The following is a 24,522-nucleotide window of genomic DNA, read 5'->3' as shown; positions in this document are numbered from 1 at the left end:
TGAAATTCATCAGCTGCGGCGCCTTCCACGTAATCTGCGATAACGCGGCCGCTCACGCTTTTACTGCGAGTGGCGCCCTCGCCGTCGAACGCACGCCTTCGACCTCACCCCCAGGCCGCTCATCGAGCTCCGGGATCGGACTTGTCGGTTGACAAGCCTCCATCTCGAAAACTAGCTTCAAAATAGAGAACGCGTTCAAAATATTGAACGACAACACATGGAGGCCCGGGAGTGAGCGGCAGGGGCGCGGAGCGCATCCTCGATCTTCTGGAATGGCTCGCGGCGCGCGCCGACCCGGCGGCGCTGGCCGATGTCGCGCATGCGCTCGACCTGCCGAAGAGCAGCACCCTGCTTCTCCTGCGCATGCTGGTGGAGCGCCGCTACGCCGAGCGTCTGGCCGACGGCCGCTACCGCCTCATCCGGTTGCCCGGCGAGCGGTCCGAAGGCCGGGAGGCCTGGAACCTCCTGCTGCGCCTCGCCGCCCCCCATCTCGGCCGCGCCGTCGAGGAATCGGGCGAGAGCGTCTTCGTCGCCGTCCTGGACGGCGACGAGATCCGGTACCTCAACAAGCTGCTGCCGGCCCGGGAGATCCAGTACGACCGGAACATCGTGCCCACCCGCGTCGCGCATCAGGTGTCGAGCGGCGTGGTGCTCCTGGCCAGCCTGCCGGCCGGGGAGCTCGAGGCCTATTGCGGCCGCCTCGGCCTCGATCCCGAGCAGCGGCGGGAGCTTCTTGCCCGCGTCGACGCCGCCGCGCGCGACGGCTTCTACTTCAATGCCAAAGGCGTCGTCGAAGGCGCGTCCGGCATCGCCGCGCCGATCGTCGACGGCGCCGGCCGCGCGCTGGCCGCCCTCAACATCTCCGGCCCGCACCCCAGGGTCGCCGCCAACCTGCCGAGGATCACCCGGGCCGCCCTGGCCGGCGCGCAGGCGATCTCGGCGGAACTCGCCAAACGCAGCAGAACCAACAACCGCTCGGGGAGGAGCACCAGCACATGAAGCAGCACATCACCGCCGCCATTCTCGCCTTCGGCCTCGCCGCCGCCACCGCCGGCCACGCGCAGGAAGCGGCCGTGCCGGCCGGCTATCCCGCCGACTATGCCGCCGTGATCGAGGGATCGCGTTCGGAGGGGGGCCTCGTCATCTACTCCAACATGGCGGACAACAACTGGCAGCCGCTGCTGGAAGGCTTCCGGGCCGCCTATCCCTGGATCAAGGTCGAGACGCTCGACCTCGGCTCCGGCACGGTGCATTCGCGCTGGGAGGCGGAAGCCGGGTCGGGGTCCCGCACCGCCGACATCCTGATCTCCGGCGCCAACGATCGCTGGGCCGCCTATGCCGGCGACGGGCGGATGCTCGACTATCAGAGCCCCGAGCTGGCCGCCCTGCCCGGCTTCGCCCATCCCGCGCCCGGCATCTACACCCTCTCCGCCGACCCGCTCGTCATCACCTACAACGCAGCCCTGCTGCCGGAAGGCCAGCGGCCGACGGGCTTCGCTTCGCTGGTGGCGATGGCGGCCGAGGATCGCGGCACCTTCGACGGCAAGATCACCACCTATGACGCGGCCCGCAACTCCTTCGGCCTCGCCGCCTGGTGGAGCTACCTCAACGCCAAGGGCGGGAACGGCTGGGCGGAGCTCGCCAAGATCGGCCCGATGATCCGCGGCGAGGTGTCCGGCGGCGCGATGAACGAGAAGATCGCGACCGGCGAGTACGTCGTCGGCCTCGCCGTGTCCGGCATCACCATCTTCCCGCGCCTCGACCAGCCGGGCGGAGAGCTGCTCGGCTTCGCCTTCCCCGACGACGGCACGATCATGATGCTGCGCGGAATGGGCATCCCGAAGGGCACGGCCAATCCGAACTCGGCCAAGCTGTTCATCGACTACGCCCTGAGCCATGCCGGCCAGACCCTGCTCGGCAAGGGCGGCCTCACTCCGCTGCGCGACGACGTCGACGAGGCGGAGGTCCGTTACACCTACCAGGGCATCGAGAAGACGGTCGGCAAGGACAACATCGTCGTCGCCGGCTTCGACAAGGGCCTGATCGCGGAGGCTGCGCCCTTCGTCGAGAAATGGAAGGCGGCGATGGCGGGCCACTGACCGCCCGCCCCATCCCGACCTCCCGGCTGGCCCATGCATCGGACAGGCCCATGACCGCCCTGACAGACCACCGGATCGCGTCGCCCGGCCGGGACCGCTCGCGCCTGATCTTCTGGTGCGTCTCGACCCTCACGACCCTGCTGGTGATCGGGCCGCTCGCGCCGATCCTGGCGCAGGCCTTCCTCGACCGGCCGCTCTATGCCGAGGGCGCCGGCCCGACCCTCGGCAATTTCCATCGTCTGTTCGGCGACCCGGCCATCCTCGGCATCTTCGGCAACACGCTGTACTTCGCGATCCTGACCATGGTCGTCGCGCAGATCTTCGGGTCGGTGATGGCGGTGGTGGTCGGGCGCACCAACCTGCCCGGCCGCAAATGGATCGGCGAGATCCTGATCTGGCCGCTGTTCGTGTCGAACCTGGTGATCGCCTTCGGCTGGCTGACCATGTACGGGCCGTCCGGCTACATCTCGCTGGCGATGAAGAGCTGGTTCGGCTTCGTGCCGTGGAACCTGTATTCGCTGACCGGCATGGGGATCGTGGCGGGCCTCAGCCAGGCTCCGCTCGCCTATCTCATGTGCCTCGGCGCCGTCACCAAGGCCGACCCGCAGCTCGAGGACGCCGCCCGTTCCGCCGGGGCCGGCCCGTTCCGGGCCCTGTTCTCGGTCACGGTGCCGATGATGCGGCCGGCGATGATCTATTCCGCCGTGCTGAACTTCGTCATCGGCATCGAGATGCTGGCGATCCCGCTGCTGTTCGGCGCGCCGGGCGGCATCAACACCGTCACCACCTTCCTCTACAACAACGGCATCAACGCCGCGGTGCGGCCGGATTACGGCATCGTCGGCGCGGCCGCCCTGATCCTGCTGCTCGTCGTCGCCGCGCTGGTCTGGCTGCAGGGCGCCCTGATGAAGGGCAGCGGGCGCTTCGTCACCGTGCGCGGCAAGGCCAGCCGCCCCTCGACCCTCGACCTCGGGCCGTGGCGCTGGATCGCCTTCGCCGCCGTCCTCGCCTATGTGCTGTCCACCATCGTCGCGGTGTTCGCGGGCATCGTGATGCGCTCGGGCGTCAGCTTCCTGACGCCGCTCGTCCCCTTCTGGAAGCTGGTCACCACGGCGAATTTCGCCACCGTCTTCGCCTCCGAGACCTATGTCCGCTCGATCGTCAACTCGGTCGTCATCGCCCTGGTCGGCGGCGCCGTCGGCACCTTCTTCATCGCCGTGGTCGCGCTGGTCGCGCGGCGGTCGGAGTTCCGCTATGCCCGGGCGCTGGAATATGTCGCCCTGTTCCCGCGAGCCCTGCCCGGCATCATCGCCGGCCTCGGCTTCTTCTACGCCGTGGTCTGGATCCCCGGCCTCGACCTGATCCGCGGCACGATCGTCATCCTGATGGTCGCCTTCATCCTGCGCTACATCCCGGTCGGCTTCGGCGCCATCGCGCCGGCCCTGGCCCAGATCGGCGAGGAGCTGGACCGCGGGGCCCGCATCTCCGGCGCCGACTGGTGGACCACGGTGACGCGGATCATCCTGCCGATCCTGAAGCCGGCGCTGTTCTCCTGCTTCGCCCTGCTGTTCATCCACTTCTTCAAGGAATACGTGACCGCCGTGTTCCTGTTCCAGCCGGGGTCGGAGATCATCGGCACCACGATGCTGCAGCTGGCGGCCCAGGGCGACAACGGCCCGGTCGCGGCGCTCGCGACGGTCCAGGTCGTCATCACCGCCGCCTTCGTCCTCCTCGCCCGCCCGGTTTTCGGAGCCAAGATCTATGGCTGACCTCGTCCTGGACCACCTGACCATCCGCTACGGCGACGTCACCGCGGTCGACGACGTCTCGATCCATGTCGGTGCCGGGGAGTTCCTGACCTTCCTCGGTCCTTCCGGCTGCGGCAAGTCGACGACGCTGTTCTCGATCGCCGGGCTCAACCACGCGACCTCGGGCACGATCCGGATCGGCGACGCGGTGCTGTTCGACGGCGCCCGGCGCGTCTTCGTCGCCCCGGAGCGGCGCGACATCGGCCTCGTGTTCCAGAGCTACGCCCTGTGGCCGCACAAGAGCGTGGCGGAGAACCTGGCCTTCCCGCTGAAGCTGCGGAAGATCGGCCGCGCCGAGCGCGACGAGCGGATCCGCGAGGTGCTGTCGCTGGTCGAGATGCTGCCCTATGCCGAGCGCTATCCGTTTGAGCTGTCCGGCGGCCAGCAGCAGCGTGTGGCGCTGGCCCGGGCGCTGGTCTACCGGCCTCGCCTGCTGCTGCTCGACGAGCCGCTGTCGAACCTCGACGCCAAGCTGCGCGAGCGCGCCCGGGTCTGGCTGCGCGAACTGCAGGAGCGGCTGCACGTCACCACCATCTATGTGACGCATGACCAGTCCGAGGCCCTCGCCGTGTCCGACCGCATCGCGGTGATGAGCATGGGGCGCCTGCGCCAGCTCGGCACGCCGAAGGAGATCTACGAGCGCCCGGCCGACGCCTTCGTCGCCGACTTCATCGGCTCCTCCAACTTCCTGCCCGGCCGGATGGTGGCAGAGGCGAACGGCCGCGCGACGGTGGAGCTCGGCGACGGCACCCGGCTCAGCATGCCGGCGGGCAGCCCGGCCGGGGACGGCAGCCTCGTCGTCGCCGTGCGCCCGGAGCGCATCGAGCTGGTCGACGGGCCGGGCGAGAACGCGATCCGGGTCGAGGTCTCGCACGGCACCTATCTCGGCGCCGTCTACCAGTACGAGGTGGCGGGCGGCGGATCGACCTTCCGCATCCAGACCAACCGGCCGGTCGAGGCCCGGGCGGCCTTCGTCCGCATTCCCCCCGACGCCGCGGCGATCTTCGCCGCCGGCCCCGAGGCCGCGTGAGCGAGGCGCCGATGACCGAGCAGCCGATCCGCTTCGACCCAGCGCTGGCAGGCCCGCTGTCCGGCGTGCGCGTCCTCGACCTGTCCCGCCTTGTCGCCGGGAACATGCTGTCGCTCCAGCTCGCCGATTTCGGCGCCGACGTGGTGAAGATCGAGCCGCCCTCGGGCGACCCGCTGCGCGACTGGACCGATGACGGCCAGTCGCTGCACTGGAAGGTCTATGGCCGCAACAAGCGCTCGATGGTGCTGAACCTGCGCGAGGCGGCCGACATGGACGCGCTGCTCGCACTGGTCGAGACCGCCGACGTGTTCATCGAGAACTTCCGCCCCGGGACGCTGGAGACGATGGGCATCGCGCCCGCCCGGCTGCTCGAGATCAATCCCGACATCGTGGTGGTGCGGATCTCCGGCTTCGGCCAGACCGGCCCCTATGCCGCCTATCCGGGCTTCGGCACCCTGGTCGAGGCGATGAGCGGCTTCGCCGCCCGAACCGGCTTCCCCGACCGTGAGCCGGTGCTGCCGCCGCTGGCGCTCGCCGACATGATCGCCGGCATCACCGGGGCGCAGGCCGTGACCATGGCGCTGCTCGCCCGCGAGAAGGGCCGCGCCCGCGGCCAGGTGATCGACCTGTCGCTGCTGGAGCCGATGGTCGCCGTGCTCGGCCCCGAGGCCGCGATCCACCGCGTCACCGGCAAGGTCAAGCAGCGCACCGGCAGCGCCTCGAACACCTCCTCGCCGCGCAACGTCTACCGCTGCGGCGACGGCAAGTATGTCGCGCTCTCGGGCTCGATGCAGGTGATCGCGATGCGGATCTTCGACATCATCGGCCGGCCGGACATGAAGACCGACCCGCGCTTCTCCACCAACGCGGCGCGGGTCAGGAACCGCGACCTCGTCGACCAGGCCGTCGGCGCCTGGTTCGCCGAGCGCGACCGCGACACGGCGTTGCGCGTCATGCGCGAGGCGGGGGCCACGGTCGGCCCGGTCTACGACATCGCCGACATCGTCGCCGACCCGCATATCCGCGAGCGCGGCGTGGTCGTCGAGGTCGAGGACGCCGACAACGGCTCCCTGCCCATGCATGCCGTGCTGCCGCGACTGTCCGGGACGCCGGGCGGCCTGCGGCGCCCCGCGCCGAGGCTCGGCGAGCATACGGAAGAGCTGAAGGCCGAGATCGCCCGTGCGGCACAGGCGCGCAAGAGCACGAAGACGATGGGAGAATCCCCGTGATCCGCTCGCTCCTCTACGTCCCCGCCTCCGAGCCGCGCTTCATCGAAAAGGCCCATACGCGCGGCGCCGACGCCGTGATCCTCGATCTCGAGGACGCCGTCGCGCCGTCGCGCAAGGCCGCGGCGCGGGACGCGCTCGCCGACAGCGTCGCGCAGGCCGGCCGGTCCGGCGCCATCATCTATGTGCGGATCAACGCCGGGCCGGAGCTGCGCTTCCTCGACGCCGAAGCCGCGTGCCGTGCCGGCGCGGCAGGCCTCCTGGTGCCGAAGACCGGATCCGCGGCGGAGCTGGCCGATCTGGCCGGGCGGCTCGCCCCCGTGGAGCAGGCCCTCGGCCGGCAGCCGATGGAGTTCGTGCCCCTGATCGAGGATCCGGCGGCGCTGCTCGACGCCCGCCTCATCGCCGCGGCTCCCCGGGTCGCAGCGCTGGCCCTCGGCTCGGAGGATTTCGCCACCGCCACCGGCGCGTCCCCGACGCCGGAGACGCTGCGGCTGCCGAAGCTGCTCCTTCACTACGCCGCGAAGGCGGCGGGGCGGCGCTCCTACGGCCTGCTGCGCTCGGCCGCCGACTTCCGTGACGTCGAAGCGCTGAAGGCCGCCGCACGCGAGGCGCGTGCCTTCGGCTTCGACGGCGCGACCTGCATCCACCCGGCGGTGGTGCCGATCCTCAACGAGGCCTTCGCGCCGACGGAAGAGGAGCTGGCCTGGGCCCGCAGGGTGGTCGAGGCCGACGCCGCGGCGCAGCGCGAGGGCAAGGGCGCCTATCTCGTCGACGGGCGTTTCGTCGACGCGCCGATCGTGGAGCGGGCCCGGCGTATCCTCGCCGCGGCCAGATGAGCGATTGCGGCGGCTGTTGGAGGAGCATTCCAAGGTCGGCGGCGACCTATGCTTGCGCGACGTCGAGTGCTTGACGGGCGTGCGTCGCCATAAAGCGTCGGACGCGCTCGTGCCGCGGCGCCGTCAGCACCGGCCCGGGCGGTCCGCTCTCCACCACTTCGCCCCGGTCCAGGAACCAGACGGCGTCCGCCACCTCGCGCGCGAAGCCGAGCTCGTGCGTGACGACGATCATCGTCATGCCACCGCGCGCCAGCGTCTTCATCACCTGCAGGACCTCGCCGACCATCTCCGGGTCGAGCGCGCTGGTCGGTTCGTCGAACAGCATGATCTCAGGATCCATCGCCAAAGCCCGGGCGATGGCGACGCGCTGGCGCTGCCCGCCGGACAGCCGGGCCGGCAGGGCATCGGCCTTCTCGGCCAGCCCGACCCGGGCGAGCTCGGCCATCGCGCGATCCCGCGCCTCGGCCTTCGGCATCCGGCGGAGGCGCCTGAGGCCGAGCTCGATATTGCCGCGCGCGGTCAGGTGCGGGAACAGGTTGAAGGCCTGGAACACGAAGCCGATCCGGCGGCGCAGCCGGTTGATGTCGACCGCGCGCGACGCGACGTCGATGCCGCCGATCAGCACCCGGCCCTGCTGGATCTCCTCGAGCCGGGTCACCGTCCGGATCAGCGTCGACTTGCCGGAGCCGGAGGGGCCGAGCAGCACCGCCACCTCGCCCCGGCGGACCTCGCCGGAGACGCCGTTCAGGACCGGCAGCGGCCCGAAGGACTTCCGGACGTTCTCGAACCGGATCATGCTGCCGCCTCCGCCACCCGTCCGGCCCGCCCCCCCGTCCGCCGCGCGGCGACGCGGCGTTCCAGCCGGCGCGCCACCGATGTCAGGGCGAAGCAGAGCGTGAAATAGGTCAGCGCCAGCAGGCCGTAGACCTCGAACGGCTTGGTCATCAGCTGGTTGTTCACCTGGCTGGCCGCGAAGGTGACCTCATGGGCGCTGATGACGTAGCCGAGCGAGGTCTCCTTGATGGTCGAGACGAACTGGCTGACCATGCTGGGCAGCATGTTGTGCAGCGCCTGCGGCAGCACGACCCGGAAGGTCGTCGGGATGTAGCCCAGGCCCAGGGCCCGCGCCGCCTCCACCTGGCCGCGCGGCAAGGCCTCGATGCCGGCCCGGATGATCTCGGACAGGTAGCTGGCCTCGTAGATCACAAGGGTGATGACCAGCGTCTCGACGCCGCCGATCGGCCTCCCGATGACGAGCGGCGCGACGAAATAGGTCCAGAAGATGAACATGATCAGCGGCAGGCCGCGGACGACATGCACCACGGCCTTGGCCGGCCAACGCAGCCAGGAAAACGGGCTGAGCCGCGCCAGCGCCAGCGCGACGGCGAAGGGGAAACTCAGCAGCAGGCCGGCCGCCGCCATGAACAGCGTCATGGCGAGACCGCCCACGGGCCCGTGCGGATATTGGCCGATCAGGAACAGGAGCCAGTTGTCCTGCAGGATCTGGAGCATCAGCGGATCTCCAGCTTCAGCCTGCGGTCGGCATAGCTGCCCAGCGCCATGATCCCGAAGGAGATGGCGAGGTAGAGCACGGTGGCGACGGCGAAGGCCTCGAAGGTCTTGAAGGTGTAGCTGTCGACCTCGCGTGTCCGGTAGGTCAGCTCGCCGAGGCCGATCGCCATGGCCAGGCTGGTGTTCTTGAACAGCAGCAGGGTCTGGTTGATCAGCGGCGGGACCACGATCCGCAGCGCCTGCGGCAGGATCACCCAGCCCATGGCCCCGAGATAGCCGAAGCCGATCGAGCGGGCGGCTTCGTACTGCGTCTTCGGGATCGAGCGGATGCCGCTGCGCAGATCCTCCGAGACATAGGCCGCGCAGGCGAGGCCGAGCGCGACCGCGGCCAGGAGGAACTCGCTGCCGTGGCCGTTGATCCAGACCCGCATGGCCCGCGGCAGCAGCTGCGGGATGCCGAAATACCAGACGAAGATCTGCACCAGCAGCGGCACGTTGCGGTGGTATTCGACATAGGCCGCCACCAGCCATTCGCACGGCCGGAACGGAATCATCCGGATCAGGGTCAGGAGGATGCCGGCCGCCATGCCCAGCAGCCAGGCGGCGATGGTCAGCGCGATCGTGGTGGCGAGGCCCCAGACGAACCAGTCCAGGTACTCGCCGGTCAGGACCGCGGCGGGATCGAAGACGTAGCCCATGGCGTCGCGTTCCGCCTGGGCGGCGGGCACGCCCGCCGCCCCTGCCGGTTCAGCCCTTGATCTCTTCGATCCGGAAGTCCCGCTTCAGGCCGTAGACGGTGTCCGGCCCGAACCATTTGGTGAAGATGCGGTCGGCCTCGCCCGAGGCTTCGAGCGCCGCCAGGGCCTTGTCGACCTCCGCCTTGAACGCCGTCTCGCCCTTGCGGATGCCGAGGCCCCAGGGTTCGACGAACACCGACTTCTCGATGATGGCCAGGGGCGCCGACTCCTCCGCCTGCTTGCGCAGCTTCACCAGGATCAGCTCGGAGGCGCAGAAGCCGTCGACCTTGCCCTGGATCAGGGCGAGGAAGGCGGAGGACGAATCCTGGAACGTCACCGTCTCGGCCTCCGGGATCTCGCGGCGAACGCCCTGCTCCGAGGACGAGCCCTTCAGGGCGCTGACCTTGTGGCCGGCCAGCTGGTCCAGGGTCTCGATCCCGGAATCGGCCGCCACCAGCATCTTCTGCTGGCTGACGAAGTAGGAGTAGCTGTAGTCGATCTGCTGCGCCCGCTCCTTCGACCAGCCGAGATTGGCGGCCAGGATGTCGACGCGCCCCTGCAGCAGCTCCGGAATCCGGGCCTCCACAGCGATCGGCTTCAGCTCCAGCTTGACGCCCAGCGCCTCCGCGACCTTGCCGCACATGTCGACGTCGTAGCCGACGATCTCGCGCGTCTTCGGGTCCTGGAAGCTGAAGGGCTCGGCCGTGCCGAGCGTGCCGCAGATCAGCGTGCCGCGGGCCTTGACGTCGGCCAGCTCGTCGGCCCGGGCGGTGACGGAAACCCCTGCGGCGAGGGCCATGCCCAGCACTAGGATGCGAAGCGACATCATGACGGAAACCTCCTTGCTTGGTCTTGTTTGGTGTCAGGCGAGCGCGGCGCAGGCGCGCGCCAGCCTGGCGCAGGCCTCCTCGATCTGCGGCAGCGACGCCGCGATCGACAGGCGCAGATAGGGCGACAAGCCATAGGCCGTGCCGTCGACCACGGCGACGCCGGCCGCGTCAAGGAAATACATCACCACGTCGCCGTCGGTCTCGAGCACCCGCCCCTCCGGCGTCCGCCGCCCGATCAGCCCGGCGCAGGACGGATAGACGTAGAACGCGCCGTCCGGGGCGCGGCAGCTCAGGCCGGGGCAGGCGTTCAGCAGCTCGACCGCGCGGTCGCGCCGCGCACGATACGCCGCCCGCATCTCCGCCACGCCCCCCTGGTCGCCGGTCAGCGCCGCCGCCGCCGCGGCCTGGCTGACCGAGCAGGCGCCGGAGGTCGACTGCGACTGGATGGTGTTGATGGCGGCGATCAGCGGCGCCGGGCCGGCGCCGTAGCCGATGCGGAACCCGGTCATGGCGTAGGTCTTCGACACGCCGTTGACCAGCAGCGTGCGGTCGAGAAGCCTGGGCTCGACCGCGACCGGGCAGACCGCGGCGCCCCCATCGAAGCGGATGTGCTCGTAGATGTCGTCGGTCATCAGCGCGACATGCGGCTGGCGCAGCAGCACATCGGCCAAGGCGCGCATCTCGGACTCGGCATAGAAGGCGCCGGTCGGGTTGCAGGGCGAGTTCAGGATCACCCAGCGCGTCCGCGGCGTGATCGCCCGCTCCAGCGCCTCGGCCGACAGCTTGAAGCCGGACTCCTCGCCGCAGGCGACGACGACGGGCGTCGCATCGCAGGCCAGCACCATGTCGGGGTAGGAGACCCAGTAGGGCGCGGGGATGAGGACCTCGTCCCCTTCGCCCACCGTGGCGGCCAGGGCGTTGTAGATCACCTGCTTGGCGCCGCTGCCGACGCTGATCTGGTCGGCCCCGTAGCGGACGCCGTTCTCGCGCTCCAGCTTCGCGACGATGGCCCGGCGCAGCGCCGGCGTCCCGTTCACCGGCGTGTACCGGGTCTCACCGGCGTCGATCGCCGCCACCGCGGCCGCCCGGATATGGGCCGGCGTGTCGAAGTCCGGTTCGCCGGCGGTCAGGTCGATGATATCGCGGCCCTGCGCCTGCAGCTGCCGGGCACGGGCGCGGGCCACCATGCTGGGCGACGGCTTGATCCGCCGCACCCGGGCGGACAGGGCGATGGCTTCGGAGGATCCGGTCATCGCGCGGTCTCCTGCCGCAGGCCGATATAGCCGTCGGCGCGGCCGTCGCGGATGGCCTGCAGGGCCTCGGCCTCGCGCGCCTCCTGGCGGCGCACCAGGGCCAGGAGATCGCCGGCGACGGCACGGTCGAAGCACACGACGCCGTCCTCATCGCCGAGCACGACGTCGCCGGGCATCACCACCATGCCGTCGACCGCGACCGGGACGTTGATCTCGCCGGGGCCGGACTTGTAGGGGCCGCGATGCGTCACGCCGCGGGCGAAGCAGGGGAAGTCCGCCGCCGCGAAGGCGGCGACGTCGCGGATCGCGCCGTCGATCACGAAGCCGGCCGCGCCGATGGCGCGCGCCTTGCTCATCATGATCTCGCCGACCAGCGCCTGGCCGAGATCCCCTCCCCCGTCGACCACCAGCACGTCGCCCGGCCGCAGCTGCTCGAACGCCTTGTGCAGGGTGATGTTGTCGCCGCCCCGGGTCTTGACCGTGACCGCCGTCCCGATCAGCCGCGCGCCGCGATGATAGGGCCGGAGCGAGTGGGTGCCGTGCAGACGGTTCATGTTGTCGGAGACGACGGCCACGGCCGCCTGGCGGAATCCATCCAGGATCTCGGGCGGGACCGGCGGCTGGGAGGGGAGTTGGCGATGTCCGGGAATGTCCATGACGGGAACACGAAGGTGGCGCGCCTCGGCGCTGATCGGACGATCTTTCCGTGATCCAGACGTGAGCAAAAGCGAATATTTTCGTAAGATACGGATCGCTTTTCTTCATTGATCGGTCGGTTTCCATGACGGTGACGCTGAAGCAGGTGGAGGCCTTCCACTGGATCGTGCGGCTCGGCAGCCTGGTCGACGCCGCCGAACGCCTGAACCTGGCCCAGTCGACGGTCTCGAAGCGGATCCAGGAGCTGGAGGCGATCCTCGGTACCCCGCTGTTCGACCGCGGCAGCCGTGCCGTGACCCTGACCCGCACCGGCGAAGCGCTCGTCCCGCTCGCCGCCGATCTGCTGAAGTCGGAGGCCCGGTTCCGCGAGGCGGCCGCCGGCCCCCTCGCCTTCAGCGGGCCGTTCCGCTTCGGCGTCACGGAGCTGATCGCCGTCACCTGGCTGTCCAAGCTGATCGTGGCCATGAAGGCGGCCTATCCGCAGGTGGTGCCGGAGCCCGAGGTCGATTCCAGCGTGACCCTGTTCGAGCGGCTGGCCGAACGCAGGCTCGACCTCGTCATCGGCCTCGACCCGCCGGCCAATCCGGAGTTCAAGGCGGTGCCGCTCGACAGCGTCCATCTGCAGTGGATGTGCGCCCCCGGTTTCGGGCCGGCCGAAGCGGTCGTGCCGCTGGCGCGGATGGCGGAGTATCCGATCCTGACGCAATCCTCCGGCTCGGGCCTGCAGCGGCTGGTGCTGGACTGGCTGGTGGCCAACGGCCTCACCATCAACCGCACCGTCCGCTGCAACAGCCTGCATGTCCTGGCCGAGCTCGCCGCCGCCGGGCTCGGCATCGCCTTCCTCAGCGAGGTCTACAGCCGGCCCGAGGTCGCCAGCGGCCGGCTGCGGGTCATCAGGACCGACCCGGCGATCCCGCCGATCCAGTATTTCGCCGTGCACCGCACCGGGGATCTGGACTCGCTGAGCGCGCTGGCGGCGCAGATCGCGAAGGAATGCTGCGACTTCTCGGTCGGGCGGCCACCCCTTCGCCTGCGGTGAGGCATGGCTGCCGCGTCAGCCGCCGGCTGGCCGAAGACGTCCCGAAACCTTTCGTCCTATGGTGGCCGACAGGCATCGGACAGCACCAGCCGCTGGATGATGGAGCAGAGGAGCAGCGCTCATGACCACCCTCGACATCGACCATCTGCGCTCCTGGATCGGCCGCGAGGAGGTGGCGGAGGACATCGTCACCGCCGACCTGGTCCGCAAGTTCCGGGCGATGCTCGACCTGCAAGCCGATCCGCCGCGGGTCGCGGAGATCGCGCCGCGCCTCTTCCATTTCTGCCTGGCGCAGCCGGCCGCCCCGACCGCCGTGCTCGGCCCCGACGGCCATCCGCAGCGCGGCGGTTTCCTGCCGCCGGTGCCGCTGCCGCGCCGGATGTGGGCGGGCGGCAGCGTGATCTTCCAGGGCGATCTGCGGGTCGGGGACGGCGTGCGGCGCGTCTCCCGCATCGCCGATGTCGTGGCGAAGGAGGGCCGCACCGGCCTCCTCTGCTTCATCGCCGTCGACCACGCCATCGAGGTGGACGGCCGGCCGGTGCTGCGGGAACGGCAGGACATCGTCTATCGCGGCCCCGATGGCGGCGGGGCCAAGGCACCGCCGCCCCCGGCCGAGTCCGGCCGCCACCGGCGCCGCGTCGATCCCTCCCCGCCCCTGCTCTTCCGCTACTCCGCCCTGACCTTCAACGGGCACCGCATCCACTACGACCGCCGCTACGTCATGGAGGTCGAAGGCTATCCCGGCCTCATCGTGCACGGACCGCTGCAGGCGACCCTGCTGTTCAACTTCGCGGCGGAGTTGCGCGGCGCGCCGCCCGCGCGCTTCGCCTTCCGCAGCCTGTCGCCGCTGTTCGACGACGACGCCTTTCTCCTGCATGCCAGCGAGGACGGTGACGGGCTGAAGCTGTGGACGGCCCGGGAGAACGGCCCCGTGGCGATGGCGGCGGAGGCGCACTGGGCATGAGCCTCGACGTCGTCGCCCCGCTCTTCGTCCCGGCCAACCGGCCCGAGCGGTTCGGGAAGGCGGCGGCCTCCGGCGCCGACGCCGTTATCATCGACCTGGAGGACGCGGTCCCGGCCGAGGCCAAGGACCAGGCGCGGGCGGCGCTGCGGGCGGACTTCACCGCGCTGCCGGTCCTTGTCCGCATCAACGCGGCGGGGACGCCCTGGCACGCCGACGACGTGGCCGCGGTCTCAGCCCTGCCTTTGCCCGCGATCGTGGTCCCGAAGGCCGAGCTCGGCGAGGGGCTTGAAGCAATCGCCCGAAGCCATTCCGTGGTTGCCCTGATCGAGACGGCGCGCGGGCTGGCGGAGGCGCGGCGGATCGCGGCGCTGCCCAGCGTCGCGCGCCTGGCCTTCGGCTCGATCGACTATTCCGCCGATCTCGGCTGCGCCCACACCCGCGACGCCCTGCTGGCGGCGCGGTCCGAACTGGTCCTCGCCTCCCGCCTCGCCGGCCGGCCGGCGCCGCTCGACGGCGTGACCGCGGCGATCGACGACGCCACGCTCGTGACCGGGGATGCGCGCTATGCCCGTGATCTCGGCTTCGGCGGCAAGCTGTGCATCCATCCGAAGCAGGTGGCGCCGGTGCTGGACGGCTTCCGGCCGGACGAGGCCGAGATCACCTGGGCCCGCCGGGTTCTGGCCAGCGGCGACGGCGCCGCGGCCGTGGACGGCGCCATGGTCAACGAGCCGGTGCGGATCCGCGCCCGCTCCATCCTCGCCCGCAGCGGACGGACGGCGATTGACGGCGGCCCAACAGCGCTGTGACCGGGCCTCAGCCCGGGGCAAATGCGGCTACACGCCCTTCGTCCAGACGTCTTCCTCGGTGAGGCGGTTGAGCAGCGGCTGCCCTGCCCGGTAGCGGCGGAGGTTCTCGATAACGACGTCCAGCGACCGTTCGGTTCTGTCGGGCAGCGCGGCCGTGAAATGGGGCGTGATCAACAGGTTGGGCGTGTCCCAGATCGGATCGTCGGCCATCGGCGGCTCGGGATCGGTGACGTCCAGCCCGGCGCCGGCGAGCCGCCCCTCCTTCAGGGCCGCGATCAGCGCCGCCTGGTCGATCACGCCGCCCCGCGACAGGTTGACGATGACGGCGCTCGGCTTCATGCGCCGGATGGCCCGGTCGCCGATCAGATGGTGAGTCGCGTCCGACAAGTTGAGGACGAGAGCCAGGATGTCGGCCTCGTCGAGGATCGGATCGATCGTCTCGCCCCGGTCCGCCGAGAACATCCGGTCGACGCCGGGCGGATGCGGCAGGTCGCGGCGGCGATAGCCGAGCACCCGCATGTTGAACGCCTTCGCACGGGTGGCGAGCTCCCGCCCCGTATGGCCCATCCCGATGATCCCCATGGTCCGGCCATAAAGGGCGCGCAGGTCCTTCATCCCGGGCGTGCGGAGCCATTCGCGCCGCTTCTGGGCCTCGTAGACATCCGGATAGCGGTAGCTGAGCATCAGGCTGAACATCAGCACGTGTTCGGCCAGCGCCGGGCCGGAGCGCCCTGCGGAGCCGGTCACGATCAGGCCGCGTTCGAACACCTCCGGGCGGGCGGATCTGGTGAGCCCGGCATGGTCGCAATGGACCCATCTGAGCCTGGGCGCCGCCAGATGCCGTTGGTCGAGATCGCCGGCGAGGATGGCGATCTCGGCCTCCTGCAGCGCGGCTTCGACAGCCGCCGCGTCCCGCGACGAGACGGCGATCAGGCGGTCCGGTCCGACCGCCTCCGCCAGACGATCCCAATGCGCGCCCTTGAAGGGCGTTTCGGTGTCGACCATCACCACCCGTTCAGCCATGTCCTCCCTCCGGTTCGTGCCTGGCGGGCCCGCGCTCCGCGTCAGCCTTCAGCTCGAATTCAAAACAGCACACACTAAAATACATTTTGTGTGTGATATTAAAATTTGTCTTCTCGACGACCTTCTCCGTCCTGTCGTTCGGGGTCGACGTCTGGTAGGAATGGACCGGGATGACAGGTGAGGTGGCCTTGGACGGGATCGATCCCAGCGCCCGTGCGGATGAGCCCGAGATCCAGGCGAAGCGGCCTCGCGGCCGGCCGCGAAAGGGAACGCCGGCCGCGCCGAAACCGCCGAAGCGCGAGCCCGGATACGGGCGGCTGCAGCAGCTCCTGCGCGACGATATCCTCGAGGGCCGCATCCCGGCCGGCTCGCGCATCAAGGTGAGCGAGATCGCCGCGCGCTACGCCACCAGCACCAATCCTGCGCGGGAGGCGCTGCAGGGCCTCGAGGGCGAAGGCCTCGTCATCATCAGCCCGAACCGGGGCGCGCGCGTCCGCGTCATCGACGAGGACTTCATCCGCAACATCTTCGACATACGCGGGCTGATCGAGCCCTATCTCGTGCGCGGCTTCGCCGAGTTCGCCGGCGCCGAGGACATCGCCGCCATCGAGGCGATGCAGCAGGCCTGCCAGGACGCCGTCGATGCGGCCGACTATCCCGCCTTCCACCGGGCCAACGTCGCTTTCCACGACTATATCATCGAGCATCACCACAACGTCGAAGCCGTGCAGCTGATGAAGCGGCACAGCGCCTGGATCCGGGCGCTCTCGCGCCGGAATCCGCTGACGCTCGCCAATATGCGGCGCTCCACCGCCGAGCATTGGGACCTGGTCGAAGCGGTCCGCCGGGGCGATCCGGACGCCGCGGCGGCCGCGATCGAGCGGCACATCTCCAATTCCCGCGCGGTGTTCCTCGGACGGATGCGACGCGATCGCGCCCTGCGATAGGGCATTGAATACATCATTCGCACACCAATTAATATGAATAACACATAATCTCTATTTTTCGCTTCCCATTCCGCCGACGCCTGTTCTAGTCTTCCCGCCATCACGACGGCCACGCGCCCAGAGACTTCGGGCGGCGAAGTGCGCCGCGCCGGAGGGAGGACGTTGCGCGTGGCCCTCGAGCACACCAGCGGCAGGAACGGATCGCTCTTCGCCGGGACGCTATCCAGGCCGCGGCGGCGCAGGCGTGCGGCGCGGCCGCAATACGAGGCCTATCTCTTCCTGCTGCCGTGGTTCGCGGGCCTCTTCATCCTGACCGCCGGCCCGCTCGCGGCCTCGCTCTACCTGTCCTTCACCGATTTCGATCTGCTCGGCAGCCCGTCATGGATCGGGCTCACCAACTACATCGACCTCTTCACCTATGATCCGCGCTATCTCGGCGCGTTCACGGTGACGTTCGTCTATGTCTTCCTCGGCGTGCCGCTGCACCTCGCCTTCGCGCTGCTGGTGGCGATCCTCCTGAACCAGAAGGTCCGGGCGCTCGGCTTCTTCCGCGGGATCTACTACCTGCCGTCGCTGCTCGGCGGCAGCGTCGCCGTCGCCGTCATGTGGCGCCAGCTCTTCGGCGACGGCGGTGTCGTCAACCAGCTCCTCGGCCTCTTCGGCGTCGACGCGCCGAATTGGATCTCGAATCCGCGATACGCGCTCTACACGCTGATCCTGCTGCATGCCTGGCAGTTCGGATCGGCGATGGTCATCTTCCTCGCCGGGCTGAAACAGGTGCCGCAGGAGCTCTACGACGCCGCGGAGATCGACGGCGCCGGCCGCTGGAAGCAGTTCCGGCACATCACCCTGCCGATGATCACGCCGGTGATCTTCTTCAACCTGGTCATGGGACTCATCCATTCCTTCCAGGCCTTCACCTCCGCCTACATCGTCAGCGGCGGCACCGGCGGCCCGTCGGACTCGACCCTCTTCTACACGCTGTACCTGTACCAGGAGGGATTCACGAGCTTCCACATGGGCTACGCCTCGGCCATGGCCTGGGTCCTTCTGGTCGTGATCGCGTTCTTCACGGCGATCAACTTCGCCTTCTCCCGGCGCTGGGTCTTCTACGGAGATCAATGACGATGGCTTCGCTGGAGCTGGGCCTCAGGCCGAGAAGCGCGACCGGACAGGCGCGGCGGGGACGGGCGGGATGGGGCGTCTATGCCGTGCTCGTGATCGGCGCGCTCGTCATGATCTATCCGCTGATCTGGATGGTTCTGAGCTCGTTCAAGTCCGACCAGGAGATCTTCTCGAACCCGGCCGCATTTCCGACGCAGGTCGATCTCGACAACTACATCCAGGGCTGGACAGCCGCCAAGCCCAGCTTCACCCGCTATTTCCTCAATTCCTTCGCCATCTGCCTCGGCGCGGTGATCGGCAACGTGTTCGCCTGCTCGCTGGCGGCCTTCGCCTTCGCCAGGCTGCGGTTTCCGCTGAAGGGCGTGCTGTTCACCATCATGCTCCTGACGCTGATGCTGCCGTCGCACGCCCTCCTCATTCCGCAATACGTGCTCTATGTCGGCCTCGACTGGGTGAACACCTATCTTCCCCTCGTCGTGCCGAAGTTCCTGGCGACGGACGCGTTCTTCATCTTCCTGATGGTGCAGTTCATCCGGACGATCCCGCGCGAGCTCGACGAGGCGGCGACGATCGACGGCTGCGGAACCTTCGCGCTGTTCCGGCACATCATCTTCCCGCTGCTGCGGCCGGCGATCATCACGACGATCATCTTCACCTTCATCTGGACCTATAACGACTTCTTCTCGCAGCTCATCTACCTGACCTCGCCGGAGTCGCTGACGGTGCCCGTCGCGCTGCGCAGCCTCGTCGACTCCTCCGGAGGCGCCTATGCGCAGCTGCTGGCGATGTCGGTCCTCAGCCTGGTCCCGACCTTCGTCGTCTTTCTCGTCTTCCAGCGCCGGCTCGTGGAGGGGATCAGCACGTCCGGAATCAAAGGATAGGCCGGCGCTCCGCCGCACGCCCATCCGTCCACGCAGGGCACGCCGCCGAGAACGGCACGGCCCGAAACAAGGGAGGAGGACTACCGAGATGGCCACGATCAACACCACGATGAGCCGACGGGCGCTGCTCCTCGGCGGTGCCGCGCTCGGCGGGCTCGCCGTCCTGGGCAGCCCGGCATCGCGGGCTGAAGCAGCGCCGGTCCGCTTCGGCATCTTCGGCAATGCCCAGAAGCTCGAGATCCGCAGCCGCTCGATCGCCAAATACAACGAGCTTCACCCCGACACCCCCGTCACCTTCGAAGGCGTGCCGAGCGCCTCATGGCCCGACAAGATCGCCGCCATGGTCGCGGGCGGCAATGCGCCCGACGTCATCACGCTCGGCGCTCCCGACATGGTGCAATACGCGTCCCGCGGCGCGCTCGCCCCGCTCGACGATTTCGTCCCGGCCCTCTTCCGCGCCGATCTGTTCGACACGGCCGTGCTCGATCTCGGCCGGATGAACGGCAAGATCTACGGCGTGCCGATCGCCGTCAGCATCCAGGGGCTCGCCTGCAATCTGTCCGCGCTGCAGCGCCTCGGCATGGGCGAGCCGCCGGCCGCATGGACCTACGAGGAGTTCGCCAGGTTCTGCGCGGAGATCCATCGCGCCGACCCGCAGCTCCACGGCAGCCACGATGGCGCCGCGCGGCTCGACACCTTCCAGATGTATCTGATGAGCCAGGGCCGGTCGCTCTACGACGGCAAGAGGCTGGCCGTCACCGTCGACGATGTCGCCCAGTGGCTCGACTATTGGGACAGGATGCGCAAGAGCGGCGGCGCGGTGCCGGCCGACCTGCAGGCCCCGTTCACCGGCACCGAGTGGCCGAACAGCCCGCTGGTCAAGGGCAAGGCGGTCTTCGCCTCGATCGCCTCGCAGGACCTCGCCGGCGGCTACCAGGCGCTCACGAAGGACACGCTCTCGATCACGACGCCGCCCTCGGCGAGTGGCGGCGCAAGCCCAGGATACTACCCGCAGCCGACGAGCTCGCTCTGCCTCTACGCCAGGAGCGAGAACAAGGAGGCCGCGGTCAAGGTCATCGACTGGTTCGCGAGCGATCCGGAGTCGGCCAGGATCCTCGGCCTCATCAGCGGACCGCCCGCCTCGAAGCCGGCGCTTCAGGCGGTGCTGGAGCTCGAGGACCTCGCGCCGGTCGACGAGCGCGTTCTCAAATACAGCCAGGCCGCGCTCGCCAAGGCGCTGCCGGCGCCCCCGCCGCAGAAGGCCGGGCGCGCCATCGAAGACCTGATGCGCCGGGTGAACGAGGACGTCGGCTTCGGCAAGTCCTCGGTCCAGGAGGCCGCCCAGGCCTTCGTCGATCAAGGCCAGGCCCTGATGCGGCGGGCCTGAGCCCAGCCGCCCCGAACCGAGCCCACACAGGAGACGTCCCCGATGCCCCTCGATCGTGAAGCGACACCTGCCGTCGAAGCCCCCGGAGACCGCTCCGGCGGCTGGTGGCGCCGGCCCTTCTCGGTGTTCCAGACCAATCTTCAGGAAATCGACGCGGTCATGGATGTCGAGAAGGCGCTGGATTTCATCGAGGACTACGGCGCCGACACTTGGCTGATCAATACGGGGGGCATCGCGTCCTTCTATCCGACGGAGCTGCCGTTCCAGACGCGCAGCCCGTTCCTCGCCGACCGGCCCTCGGGGGACCTGATCGGCGATGCCGTGGCGGCCGCGCACCGCCGCGGTATCCGGGTGCTCTCGCGGCTGGACTTCTCCAAGGTCTCCGCGCGCATCGCGCGCGAGCACCCGGACTGGCTCTTCGTCTCGCCGACCGGGAAGCCGCAGGTCTACAATACGCTGTTCAGCACCTGCCCGTCGGCCGACTATTACCAGCACCGCTCGCTGGAGATCCTCGACGAGATCATCGGCCGCTATCCGGTCGACGGCTTCTTCTTCAACTGGTTCGGCTTCTCCGAGCGCGACTACAGTCGCGTCTATCACGGCGTCTGCCACTGCAAGAAGTGCCAGGAGGGCTTCAGCGCCTTCAGCAGCGGACAGGAGCTGCCGGACGGACCGGGCTCGCCGACCTATCCCGAATGGCTGCGGTTCTCGAGCCAGGTGATCAGGACGCTGACTTCGAAGATCGCCGCTCACATCACGATGCGGCGGCCCGACGCCGCCCTCGTGCTCGGCCGCGGCGCGCCGATCGTCTATCACGAGGCGAACAACGCCTTCGGCCGCGAGCTGTGGCATCACAACACGGCGGAATGGGTCAGCGCGCATGTGACGGCGATGCCCGAGATCGCGCTGATGGTGAACTCGGTGTCGTTCGTCGACATGCCCTACCGCATGGCGGGCGAGCAGCCGGAGCACTTCGCGCAATATCTGCTGCAGGCGATCGCGCGCGGCGGCAACCCTTCGACCTACATCATGGGCGCGCCCGGCCGGATCCCCTACGCCAACCTCGCCTATTCGAGCCCGATCACGAAGTTCCACCGCAGGCATCGCGATCTCTACGCCCGGCTGAAGCCGGCCGCGAGCATCGCGCTCGTGCGGCCGGACCGGCTGAGAAGCGCCAGCCCCGGCTACACGGAAGCGGTCGAGGAGTTCCGCGGCCTCTACACGGCGCTGCAGGAGAAGCATCTTCCGTTCGACGTCCTCGCGGTCGAGCTCATCGGCAAGATGGCCGAGGAAGGCGCGCTCGAGCGCTACGCCCTCATCATCCTGCCCGATCTCGGCGGGCTCGGCCGGCAGGCCGCCGAAGCCCTCGACACCTTCGTCCGCAGGGGCGGGAACCTCGTGCTGACCGGCAACAGCGGCGTCACCGAGGACGGCGGCATCGAGCTCGCCACCAGCCCGGCCCTGATGCGCGTCGGTGCGCCGACATGCGGTGATGAGCTCTGGTCGACCTATGTCGCCGGCAGCGAGCAGCCGGAGATCGGGAATTATCGCTATGCGCCGCCCATCGTCCCGGTCTATGGCAGCTATGCCCGCTTCGTCTGGAAGCCCGGCGTGGAGAAGATCGGCAGGCTGCTGCCCCAGGCGCCCTTCGGGCCGCCGGAGAAGTGCTATGGCCATGCGGCTGGCGACGATCCCGATCTCGTCCGGCTCGCAGGCCGGGGCACGGTCGTCCAGATCCCCTGGACGATCGGCCGGACCTATCGCGAGTTCGGCACCACCCAAGTGCGCGATCATGTCTTCGACGCGATCGGGCCGCTCACCGGCCAGCGCCTTTTTGCCGAGCTGCCGGAGCAGGTCGAGCTGATCCTCGGCCGCGATGGCGAGCACCTCGTCGTGCATCTGATCAATCAGTCGGGCGCCCGGCGGAAGTCCTTCGGCCCGCATCTGCCGGTCACGGGCGGGCGGCTCCGGCTGAAGGACACGCGCCTGTCCCGGGAACCGGAACTGCTCGTGTCGGGAGAGGCTGCGACGGTTCGGGAAGCGGATGGCGATCTGTTGATCGAGCTGCCGCCGCTCGAACTCTTCGAAGTGATCAGAGTCACGGCGGCAGGATGAGCGCGGCCGCGCGGGCGAGCCGTCCGACAGCGGCGGCTGCGCCCGCGCGGAGCACCGACGGCTAGGTCAGCCGGATCGCCAGAGCATCCCGCGGCGGGACCACCACTTCGGCACCCTCGACCCGGGCGCCCTCGCCCGCCCAATGCGTCTTGCCGAAACCGGGCGTTCCGTACCGGGAAGCGAGCGTCGCGGTCGAGCGCTGGATCTCGCGCGTCGGGTTCACCACCCAGAGCACCCGGCCGCTCTCGGCCTCGTGCAGCCTGGCCTGCATCGCGGCATTCGAAAGCCGTACATGCTGCTCCTTGCCGGTCCAGGCGAAGACCTCGGCAAAATAGCTCCGGTTCGCCGCGCCCGAGGACTTGAAGTAGCCGACCCCCGGATGGGTTCCCACCAGCAGCGTCCGTCCGCGGCCATGGGTGCTCTCGACCACCGCGATCCGCCCATCGGCAAACCGGCCGCGCTCGGTCCCGCCCGCCAGCGTGTAGCTCTGCAGGAAACCGCCGCCCGTGACGGTCTGGCCGGCATAGGCGAAGCGGATGCGGTCGCCAATATCGGGCATGAACTCGACCTCGTGCTCGCGCGCCCCGAAGACGCGGTCGAGCCCGTGGTTCGGCTGCACCGTGCCCACCTTGCCGCGATCGCCGAAATAGCCGATGCAGGCCTCGCTGATGAGCTTGCCGCCCGCTTCCACCCAGCGGGCCAGCTTCTCCGCACGCGCCGCGGTGAGCATGATCGGATAGGGCGCGTAGATGGCGTCGTAGGCATCGATATCGTCGATATGCACCCAGTCCGCCTGGATGCCGTTGTCGAAGAAGCCGCGATAGGCGCCCCACATCGCCTCGGCATAGGTCTCCGGGCAGTGGCGGTGGTTGAGCAGGTGGTCCCAGGCCTGCGCCTCCGGAATCACCAGGAGGCCGATATCGCCCTTCACGGGCCGCGCCGCGAACAGCTCCTTCTGCTCCGGCGCGTTCGCCCACTTCGCGATGGCGCTCGCCATATCCGAGCGCGGCGTGCGCGAGCCGTCCATCCCGTAGGAGCCGAAGGCGCCGAACAGCGGGCCGTCGAGCAGCGGCCGCCAGCGCAGGTTGAGGACGCCGGTCGCGCCCGCGGCGAAGGACGTCATGGTCCAGAGGCGGATGTCCTCGGGCTCGGCGACACGCCCATCCTCCTTGTCGCGGCCGAGCACCTGCGGCTGCAGCCAGAGCGGCCCGCCCTGGCGCTCCGCATGCCACCACGGCTTTCCGCGGGATGCCGCGCGGGTGAGATCCGCGCCGTAGAAATTGCGCCAGGGCTGGTTGCCCTTGCGGGCCGCGATCCAGGTCATCCCGTAGATCTCGACCTTCGAGGCCGCCAGCCAGTCGTCGCAGCCATTCGCCGCCATGTTCGGGATAGCGCCCGCGACCCCGTGCGCGGCGATCAGGCAGTCCGGGTCCACCGCCCGGATCGTGTCGATGCGCCACCGCATCTGGCCGTAGAAGTTGTCGCGCCTGAATTCGAGCCAGTCGAGCCCTTCCGGATAGGCGGCGATCTCAGCCGGCGGCTCGACATCCTCCCACTCGGCATAGGAGTAGCGGTGCCAGGCCTGGGCAAGCGTTTCGAGGTCGCCGTATTTCCGCTGGAGCCATTCGCGATAGGCGGCCTTGGCATAGTCCGAATAATCGACGTCGGCCGCGTAGTTGACCTCGTTCCAGACGTCGTAGCCGAGCAGCGCCGGATGCCCCTTGTAGCGGGTGGCGAGCGCCGTCAGGAACTGGCCGGCGGCTTCCTTCACCTCTGGGCAGTTCATGGTCAGGGCACCCGCCCCGCCGCCATTGTTCGCGAACCCGCCGACAGCGGCGCTGACGCCCATGTTCGAGGTGAGCGGACGCCCGTCCATGCGGATCTGCCGCGCATGGGCGAATTTGCGATAGGCCCAGTCGGGGACGGTATGGGTGAGCTCGGCGATGATGGTCTTGATGCCGTGCTCGGCCGCGAGGTCCATCTGCCGGTCGTAGTCGCCCCAGTCGTAGACGCCGGGCCGGCGCTCGATGACGCTCCACATGAACCAGTGGCGGAAGACGTTGAGCCCGTCCTCCGCGGCCGTCCTGTAGTCCCGCTCCCAATCCTCCCGCGGCGGGTTGGACTTGCGAAAATAGACCGCTCCGAAGGGGATCTGCGGGACCTTGTCCGTCGGCATCTGAATGCTCCTTCCGCGCAATATTGTCCTGTCGGCGGGCGCGCCGCGCCCACCGCCTGATCGCCGGC

The 24,522-nt window shown here is 69.3% G+C and carries 22 protein-coding genes; 14 read left to right on the top strand and 8 right to left on the bottom strand.

Going from position 1 to position 24,522, the window contains the following annotated elements:
* Window positions 1–231: 231 nt before the first annotated feature.
* Genes G537_RS0109905 through G537_RS37245 form a run of 6 tightly spaced genes read left to right on the top strand, consistent with a single transcriptional unit; the run spans window position 232 to window position 7,002 of the window.
* Complete coding sequence (locus G537_RS0109905) at window positions 232–999, top strand: IclR family transcriptional regulator (protein ID WP_026869986.1); 768 nt, start codon at window positions 232–234, stop codon at window positions 997–999.
* Complete coding sequence (locus G537_RS0109900) at window positions 996–2,099, top strand: ABC transporter substrate-binding protein (RefSeq protein WP_051248257.1); 1,104 nt, start codon at window positions 996–998, stop codon at window positions 2,097–2,099. The genes G537_RS0109905 and G537_RS0109900 overlap by 4 nt, the downstream gene beginning before the upstream one ends.
* A gap of 50 nt (window positions 2,100–2,149) precedes the next feature.
* Window positions 2,150–3,868 (top strand): ABC transporter permease, encoded by a 1,719-nt coding sequence (locus G537_RS0109895; protein WP_026869984.1) that lies wholly within the window; start codon window positions 2,150–2,152, stop codon window positions 3,866–3,868.
* Window positions 3,861–4,937: an ABC transporter ATP-binding protein gene (locus G537_RS0109890; protein WP_026869983.1), complete on the top strand. Its 1,077-nt coding sequence runs from the start codon at window positions 3,861–3,863 to the stop codon at window positions 4,935–4,937. Before G537_RS0109895 ends, G537_RS0109890 begins: the two co-directional genes overlap by 8 nt.
* A gap of 11 nt (window positions 4,938–4,948) precedes the next feature.
* Complete coding sequence (locus G537_RS0109885; protein WP_026869982.1) at window positions 4,949–6,166, top strand: CaiB/BaiF CoA transferase family protein; 1,218 nt, start codon at window positions 4,949–4,951, stop codon at window positions 6,164–6,166.
* Entirely contained in the window at window positions 6,163–7,002 is an 840-nt protein-coding gene (locus tag G537_RS37245; protein ID WP_034851210.1) for an HpcH/HpaI aldolase/citrate lyase family protein, read from the top strand. The genes G537_RS0109885 and G537_RS37245 overlap by 4 nt, the downstream gene beginning before the upstream one ends.
* Window positions 7,003–7,048: 46 nt before the next feature.
* Here the strand turns inward: G537_RS37245 and G537_RS0109875 are convergent, their stop codons facing one another.
* The 6 genes from G537_RS0109875 to G537_RS0109850 are packed head-to-tail and all read right to left on the bottom strand — an operon-like array spanning window position 7,049 to window position 11,990.
* Window positions 7,049–7,798, bottom strand: a complete 750-nt coding sequence (locus G537_RS0109875) for an amino acid ABC transporter ATP-binding protein (protein WP_026869981.1) — start codon at window positions 7,796–7,798, stop codon at window positions 7,049–7,051.
* Window positions 7,795–8,514 (bottom strand): amino acid ABC transporter permease, encoded by a 720-nt coding sequence (locus tag G537_RS0109870; RefSeq protein ID WP_026869980.1) that lies wholly within the window; start codon window positions 8,512–8,514, stop codon window positions 7,795–7,797. The genes G537_RS0109875 and G537_RS0109870 overlap by 4 nt, the downstream gene beginning before the upstream one ends.
* Window positions 8,514–9,242: an amino acid ABC transporter permease gene (locus tag G537_RS0109865; RefSeq protein ID WP_211230345.1), complete on the bottom strand. Its 729-nt coding sequence runs from the start codon at window positions 9,240–9,242 to the stop codon at window positions 8,514–8,516. Before G537_RS0109865 ends, G537_RS0109870 begins: the two co-directional genes overlap by 1 nt.
* A gap of 19 nt (window positions 9,243–9,261) precedes the next feature.
* A complete protein-coding gene (locus tag G537_RS0109860) occupies window positions 9,262–10,080 on the bottom strand; it encodes an ABC transporter substrate-binding protein (RefSeq protein ID WP_026869978.1) in 819 nt (272 codons plus the stop codon).
* 33 nt (window positions 10,081–10,113) lie between these two features.
* Window positions 10,114–11,334: an aspartate transaminase gene (locus G537_RS0109855; protein WP_026869977.1), complete on the bottom strand. Its 1,221-nt coding sequence runs from the start codon at window positions 11,332–11,334 to the stop codon at window positions 10,114–10,116.
* The gene (locus G537_RS0109850; RefSeq protein WP_026869976.1) at window positions 11,331–11,990 is read right to left on the bottom strand and encodes an RraA family protein; all 660 of its coding nucleotides are present in this window, start codon (window positions 11,988–11,990) and stop codon (window positions 11,331–11,333) included. Before G537_RS0109850 ends, G537_RS0109855 begins: the two co-directional genes overlap by 4 nt.
* Before the next feature lie 125 nt (window positions 11,991–12,115).
* Here G537_RS0109850 and G537_RS0109845 point away from each other — a divergent pair, with 125 nt between their 5' ends.
* From G537_RS0109845 to G537_RS0109835, 3 genes are all read left to right on the top strand, one after another.
* Complete coding sequence (locus G537_RS0109845) at window positions 12,116–13,030, top strand: LysR family transcriptional regulator (RefSeq protein WP_034851209.1); 915 nt, start codon at window positions 12,116–12,118, stop codon at window positions 13,028–13,030.
* A 121-nt stretch (window positions 13,031–13,151) separates the two neighbouring features.
* Window positions 13,152–13,994, top strand: a complete 843-nt coding sequence (locus G537_RS0109840; RefSeq protein WP_026869974.1) for an HTD2 family dehydratase — start codon at window positions 13,152–13,154, stop codon at window positions 13,992–13,994.
* The gene (locus G537_RS0109835) at window positions 13,991–14,800 is read left to right on the top strand and encodes an HpcH/HpaI aldolase/citrate lyase family protein (RefSeq protein ID WP_026869973.1); all 810 of its coding nucleotides are present in this window, start codon (window positions 13,991–13,993) and stop codon (window positions 14,798–14,800) included. Before G537_RS0109840 ends, G537_RS0109835 begins: the two co-directional genes overlap by 4 nt.
* 27 nt (window positions 14,801–14,827) lie before the next feature.
* Here G537_RS0109835 and G537_RS37240 read toward each other — a convergent pair whose 3' ends face one another.
* On the bottom strand, window positions 14,828–15,823 hold the full coding sequence (locus G537_RS37240; protein WP_081688718.1) for a D-2-hydroxyacid dehydrogenase: 996 nt from the start codon (window positions 15,821–15,823) through the stop codon (window positions 14,828–14,830).
* A gap of 188 nt (window positions 15,824–16,011) precedes the next feature.
* Between G537_RS37240 and G537_RS37235 the strand changes: the two genes are divergently transcribed.
* The 5 genes from G537_RS37235 to G537_RS0109805 all read left to right on the top strand — a co-directional run bounded on the left by G537_RS37235 (window position 16,012) and on the right by G537_RS0109805 (window position 22,278).
* Window positions 16,012–16,770 (top strand): GntR family transcriptional regulator, encoded by a 759-nt coding sequence (locus tag G537_RS37235; RefSeq protein WP_211230344.1) that lies wholly within the window; start codon window positions 16,012–16,014, stop codon window positions 16,768–16,770.
* 168 nt (window positions 16,771–16,938) lie between these two features.
* Entirely contained in the window at window positions 16,939–17,895 is a 957-nt protein-coding gene (locus G537_RS37230) for a carbohydrate ABC transporter permease (protein ID WP_155888564.1), read from the top strand.
* Between the two features lie 2 nt (window positions 17,896–17,897).
* Window positions 17,898–18,776, top strand: coding sequence for a carbohydrate ABC transporter permease (locus tag G537_RS0109815; RefSeq protein WP_169516724.1), 879 nt, complete (start codon window positions 17,898–17,900; stop codon window positions 18,774–18,776).
* A gap of 88 nt (window positions 18,777–18,864) precedes the next feature.
* A complete protein-coding gene (locus G537_RS0109810) occupies window positions 18,865–20,163 on the top strand; it encodes an ABC transporter substrate-binding protein (RefSeq protein WP_026869971.1) in 1,299 nt (432 codons plus the stop codon).
* Window positions 20,164–20,205: 42 nt separating this feature from the next.
* On the top strand, window positions 20,206–22,278 hold the full coding sequence (locus G537_RS0109805; RefSeq protein ID WP_026869970.1) for an alpha-amylase family protein: 2,073 nt from the start codon (window positions 20,206–20,208) through the stop codon (window positions 22,276–22,278).
* 61 nt (window positions 22,279–22,339) lie between these two features.
* On the opposite strand, the gene G537_RS0109800 is transcribed toward G537_RS0109805, so the two are convergent.
* Window positions 22,340–24,454, bottom strand: coding sequence for a beta-galactosidase (locus tag G537_RS0109800; RefSeq protein WP_026869969.1), 2,115 nt, complete (start codon window positions 24,452–24,454; stop codon window positions 22,340–22,342).
* Window positions 24,455–24,522 lie beyond the last annotated feature (68 nt).

Origin of the sequence: Inquilinus limosus DSM 16000 (genome assembly GCF_000423185.1) — a bacterium.
Taxonomy (GTDB): Bacteria; Pseudomonadota; Alphaproteobacteria; order DSM-16000; family Inquilinaceae; genus Inquilinus; species Inquilinus limosus.
Note: the sequence above shows the minus strand (reverse complement) of the source record. Positions and strands in the feature narration are given on the sequence as shown.